The sequence below is a fragment of the Thermosynechococcus sp. OHK43 genome, from assembly GCF_014466085.1.
Classification (GTDB): Bacteria; Cyanobacteriota; Cyanobacteriia; order Thermosynechococcales; family Thermosynechococcaceae; genus Thermosynechococcus.
Window position 1 is genome coordinate 1 of the sequence record NZ_JACOMP010000055.1, and the last position, 5,608, is coordinate 5,608.

Annotated in this window: 7 protein-coding genes; all 7 read left to right on the forward strand. The window is 54.4% G+C overall.

Features of this window, described 5'->3' with window-relative positions; translation table 11 throughout:
• The coding region (locus tag H8Q75_RS02570; RefSeq protein ID WP_297040232.1) for a hypothetical protein at positions 1–374 on the forward strand (374 nt) is incomplete at its 5' end.
• A 9-nt stretch (positions 375–383) separates the two neighbouring features.
• On the forward strand, positions 384–869 hold the full coding sequence (locus H8Q75_RS02575; protein WP_024125288.1) for a hypothetical protein: 486 nt from the start codon (positions 384–386) through the stop codon (positions 867–869).
• A gap of 45 nt (positions 870–914) precedes the next feature.
• Positions 915–1,586, forward strand: coding sequence for a V4R domain-containing protein (locus H8Q75_RS02580; RefSeq protein WP_297040237.1), 672 nt, complete (start codon positions 915–917; stop codon positions 1,584–1,586).
• Positions 1,587–1,646: 60 nt separating this feature from the next.
• The gene (locus H8Q75_RS02585; protein WP_297040241.1) at positions 1,647–2,129 is read left to right on the forward strand and encodes a 2Fe-2S iron-sulfur cluster-binding protein; all 483 of its coding nucleotides are present in this window, start codon (positions 1,647–1,649) and stop codon (positions 2,127–2,129) included.
• A 37-nt stretch (positions 2,130–2,166) separates the two neighbouring features.
• A complete protein-coding gene (locus H8Q75_RS02590) occupies positions 2,167–2,961 on the forward strand; it encodes a tetratricopeptide repeat protein (protein WP_024125291.1) in 795 nt (264 codons plus the stop codon).
• Between the two features lie 95 nt (positions 2,962–3,056).
• On the forward strand, positions 3,057–4,847 hold the full coding sequence (locus H8Q75_RS02595; protein ID WP_297040245.1) for a serine/threonine-protein kinase: 1,791 nt from the start codon (positions 3,057–3,059) through the stop codon (positions 4,845–4,847).
• 43 nt (positions 4,848–4,890) lie between these two features.
• On the forward strand, positions 4,891–5,608 hold a 718-nt coding region (locus H8Q75_RS02600), incomplete at its 3' end, for a metal-binding protein (RefSeq protein ID WP_365970574.1).

Below are 5,608 nucleotides of genomic sequence, written 5' to 3' on the forward strand. Positions count from 1 at the left end.
GCCCTGGGGAATGGCCCAGCTACCGCGTCAGGGACTTCTTTGGGCGCCTGAACTGGGAAGGGGTAGGCGTGATCTTGCCCATCGGCTTGCCGGCCCTAGCCGCGGAAATCACACCACCGGCTACCCTAGCCAGCTCTTGGGCTGCTTGGTCAGTCGAAACCTTCTTCCGCCAACTCAACTGGGAGGGCCATCGCGGTCAAACCATCTTCCTAGAGCCGAGTTTGTCCCTGTGGCGCCTATCAGTCAAAGACTTCTGTGCCAGTCTTCCTTGGGCAGGCCAACCCCTGATCGCCCAAGTGAGTAACGTGGCAGCCCCGCCCCCTGTCCCCGTAGAGCCCGAAGTCACCCTCTCAGACTTATCAAACCTGTTTTAGGAGATCCCTATGCACACCGAGTTAATGAATCTCTACTACAAAGCTGAAGAAAACTACCTCAGCAATGTGGACATCAAAGTCTTTCGCCACCACATCGAGTCGCTTCAGCAGCGGTTGAGCACCTATGAATTTCTGCGGGATCATGAAATTGAAATCTTCCAGCCGGTAGCTGACGCCCTGCAAAAGCAATATCCCACCGAACCCCCCCAAACCCTTGAGCAGGTCTTGCGTCAGGCGATCGCCCTCCTGCGCTATGCCGCCATGGCCATGCTCTTAAATAATCCGGAGTTTTTGCAGCATCGACTCCTAGAGTGGCTCACGGAAGTGGTCAAGGCCCACCAAACCCAAACCCTATGGAGCAGTTGCCATGAGCTTCTCAGTGACCGCCTCAAGGAAATGCTCACTGACGCTCAGCAGGACTTGATGTTGCCGCTATTGGATCAGGCGCAAGTGACCCTTGTGGGCTTGCCAGCCGTGGTCTCTGTCCACGCCTAGGTGACTGTTGAAATTGCGTGTCATGCCTACGAATGAGGATGTCCTATGATCTCCGTTGCTGATTTGGTCAAAGAGCCCGTCATCCCCGGCAATTACTACGCTGCCGATGCCTATGTGCAAGGGGATTTTGAAACCGGTCTCATTGAAAACCGCAAAGGTGCCCGTCTGATTGCCCTGCCGGATATTTTCCTCCAAGCCATCTATGCGGGCCTCGATCAAGAAGTAGGACAGGCCACTGGGGTGGTGCTATTCAACTGTGGTCGCTGGTGGGGCAAGAACTTTTACCGCCGTTTTGTGGCCGAGGTGAGCGAGTACTATGGCCGTCCCCTTGCGGAGATGGAAATGGTGGAGTTTCTCCAATGCCTCAAGGAATGCTGGAAGACCCACGGTTGGGGCAGGATTGATCTCGATGTGAGCTTCTACCAGCAGGGCTTTTTGGTGGTGACAACGTGGGATTCTCCCTTTGCGGCGGCGGCTCCCAAAAATACGGGTCAGCCCCAATGCGCTGCGGAAGCAGGGATTTTAGAATCCTTCTTTAGCCAATTGACCGGTCGCGATCTCCTCTGTGTGCAAACCGCCTGTGAAACCCTAGGGGCAACCAATAATTGCTTTGTTTTGGGGTTGCGCGAGCGCGTTGAACCGGCCAAGGCTTGGCTGCAAGAGGGGCAGAATCATAACACGATTATGGAGCGACTCTGTCGCGCTCAGGCCGCTTGAGTATGATCCTAAAGTATCCCTCTATGCGTCATTAACCATTTTAATAAGGAGCAAAGAGCAGTGGCCAAAGTTGTCAAGCTTGAACCCATCTCGCGCGAAGCGACAATTAACACCAACGACAATTTGCTCTCTGCTATCCTGGACTCTGAACTCCATGTGCTCAAGGAGTGTGGTGGGCGCGGGTTGTGTGCCACTTGCCATGTCTATATCAAGGAGGGGATGGAGAGTCTTTCCCCCATCAATAAGCGGGAGCAACGCACCCTTGAGGTGATTACGACGGCAAATGCAACTTCCCGCCTCGCCTGTCAGGCACGGGTTCTGGGGCCGGGGGTAGTGGTAGAGCTTCCCTCAGGGATGTATATCAATGCAGTAGAAGATATTGAGTCTTTGATTGGGCGGCGGGCTGAGCAGGATATTTTGCACCCCCTCGATGGCCGCGTCTTGGTGGAGGCAGGTAAGCTGATTACGCGCACGATGATTACCCAGTTGAAAGATACCCAAGTTAAGGTGAGTGAATACCTCGCCAATACGTCGGATGCCTAAGGCGCTACGTCACTTTTATCCTCAAGAGGGCACTATTATGGAAGACCGTCATCGCAATTCCCAAGCTGCTAGTAGGGGTCTAGGCCCCCTTGAATGGGGAGCAACGGGGTTAGCAGTTGTCTTATCTGTGGCTGCTGCTGCGACGCAACAGACAATTTTGAGCGCGATCGCCCCCTTGCCCCTTTCATTGGCGGTGGGTTTAAACTTAGTGAGCCGTAAAAAACTGGCTGACCAGTTCCAAGTCTTTGGCCAACAACAGGAGGCCAAAATGGCTGAACTGGTGGCGTCCCAAGGGCAGCAGCAGTCAGAGTTGGGTCACCTCGCCCTTGCCCTTGCTCAGGTGCGCGATCGCCTTGAGGATGTGCAAAAACAGGTGATGCAACTCAACCAAGGGGCACAGCATCTCCATGACTACACGCGCATTCTCGACACGGAGCAAAAAGAAATTGAACAGGTTCTTGACTGCCTGCGGGAAATTGAGAAAAATACCCAAGTTATCCAAGTGAATCCCAGCCATGCCAAGGCCTACTACAACCGCGGTCTGACCCATCAGCGTCTAGGGGATGTCGAAGCAGCCATTCTCGATTACACAGAAGCGATTCGCCTCAACGATACCTATGCCAAGGCCTATCATAATCGCGGTGTGGCCCGCTCAACGGTGGGCGATCGCAAGGGAGCAGTAGAGGATCTGCGTACAGCAGCGAAGCTGTTCTTTGAACAGGGGGATATTAGCAGTTATCAGCGAGCACGGGATCTGGCCAAGCGCATCCATGAAGTGGGGAGTATTGAACAGGACAATAAAGAACTACCCTTAGAAATCCTCTTCTCTTAGGGGGCAGTTATTTTGCGCCTGAGCCTGCATTGACAGGCCCGCGATCGCGAATCATATTGAGAGCTGTTTTTTGACGAACGAGTTGAGGCTGGTGATTGGCCACAGCGCATGCTGCCTTAAGTTCGCGTTACCGGCTGGTGGATCTTGCAGGTCAGGGCCAGTACGGACAGGTCTACCTGGGAGTTCATCGCCAGTCGGGGGCACTGGTCGCAATTAAGGTACTCAATGAGCAGCAATTGTTGACCCGTGGCTTTTTACGGGAGTTGAATTTTCTCCTGACGCTGCAGCATCCCCATGTGGTTGGCTGTCAAGCAATTGACTATATTCGCCTGCACCATAGCCCCCAAGTGAGACGCAGTTTGGTGATGGACTATTGTGCTGGGGGGACATTGCGATCGCTCTTAGAACAAGAACAGGCCTTACCCCTGACGACCGCCTTGCGCCTCACACTGGATGTTCTCGCAGCCTTGGCCTATGCCCATCATCGCGGCATTCTCCACTGCGATCTCAAACCGGAAAATATCCTGCTGGAGGTAACTGCTACGGGTTGGCAGGCAAAAGTATCCGATTTTGGCGTGGCGCGGCTAATTGAGGATGTCAAGGGCAGCGGTCAAACCGGATCCCCTGCCTATATGGCACCGGAGCGTTTCTATGGTCAGACGCTACCCGCTTCAGATCTCTATGCAGTGGGGATCCTCATGTACGAAATGATTGTTGGCGATCGCCCCTTCCACGGTACCCCTGCTGAACTCATGGCTGCCCACCTCAGCCGCCCCTATACCCTTCCCGAGGGACTGCCCTTTCTGGTGCGGAGCACTATTGCTAAGGCATTAGATAAATTACCGCAGCGCCGCTATAAAAGTGCAGCGGAAATGACGATGGCTGTGCAACTCGCTCTCGAGATTATCGAAGCAGAGTGTCATGAGCAGCCTCTATTGTTTTCTAGGTCACCGGCGGCGGTTTGGCTGGGGGAACCCCAAGGTTTTTCTTTGCCGCGACCGCCCCGACCGGTTGCCAGCACGGCCACAAGTTTCTATGGGGTGGTGGGCGATCGCCTGTGGGCTTGGCAAAGCAGGGATTCTCAGCCTGAAGTGATCGGTCAATGGCCGCTGCCACCCCTACCGCTTCAACTCTATGGTGGCCAGTTGAGGGCTTGGCTGCGGCTCCAGGGGCTGCCCCCACGGCTTTACTGCATTGATGAGCAGCAGATTCCCCTAGGATGTCGTCTGCTGCCCACCCACAACAGGTTAGCCATTGATGCCAGTGGTTACTGGTGTGCAGAAACCGAGATTGATAGTGATGTTGGCACATTGAGGCTGCATGTCCAACAACTGAATGGTCAAGGAGAGCGCACACTTTGCTGTGGGTGGCAGGGACGGGTGTGGGTCGATACACTCCTGCTCAATCGTCGCTATGGCGCGGTGATTAGTCGCTCCCAACATCCTGAAACGGCCCATCCCATCACTCATTTTCAACTCTTTGACCGCCGAGGACACTGGCGACTCTACACCCAACTGCCTGCCCACTTGACGTTGTTCACCCCTGCCCATAACCAACCATGGCAAGTAGCGGCGTTTGAGGATCATCCGCAGCAACCTCTACTGATGCTCCTACATTTGCGGCCTTGGCGGATTCAACGCTTGGGGCTGCGGTTTCGTCCTCAATTTCTCTGTGCCACACCTTGGGGCTATGTGGTGGCGGGTCGCCATAGTTTGAGTTTAGTGACCCACAGCGGCGAAATTGTCGGTACGGCGGACAGTGAACCGCAGATTGATGGCCTTGGCTTTACGGGCGATCGCCACCTTTGGTTGATTCGCCGGCAAGGAAGTGAGTGTGTGATACAAACCTGGGACATTACCACGTGGGACATTGACCTCATCCTCTAGGCCAGCAACCTATGATAGAAAGAATAGCTGGGGGATATGACCCATGAAACAGCCGCAGATTCTCAAAATTACCCGCAAAGCTGCCAGTCTTAAACAAAAGCAAAAGCAGCAGTCATCTCCTGTAGCGCTTGATGTAACAGCAACAACGGTAGCCTCTGAACCCGTCGTTGAGGTAGCCGCCAGCGATCGCGACAGTGCCCAGGGGCGTCAACATTGGTGGAGTGAACGCTGGATAGGTGTCCTGGAGTCCTTTGGCTGGCGACGGCGCCTAGAGCGGGCACGCAATTATGTGCGGGAGGGTCGAGTCCTAACCTTAGAGTTCAAGGGCAACCAAGTTCATGCCCAAGTGCAGGGCACGGCTCCCGACCCCTATCACGTCAAACTGCATTTGGATGCCTTTAGTGAAGAGCAGTGGCAATATGCCATTGACGGCATGGCACAAAAAGCCTTCTATGCCGCGAAGCTCCTGGCGGGTGAACTGCCCCCCAGCATTGAAGAAGTCTTTACCCAAGCTGGACTGAGTTTATTTCCCTTTACGAAATTTGACATCCATAGCCGCTGTACTTGTCCTGACCCAGTCAATCCCTGCAAACATATTGGCGCGGTCTATTACTTGTTGGGACAGTACTTCAACGAAGATCCCTTTCTACTCTTTCAATTGCGGGGCAAAACCAAAGAGGAGATTCTCCAACGCCTGCGCCACTATCGGGCAACAGCGACCACCCCCTCGATGGTGCCTACCCCCCCACCCCTCTATGAGC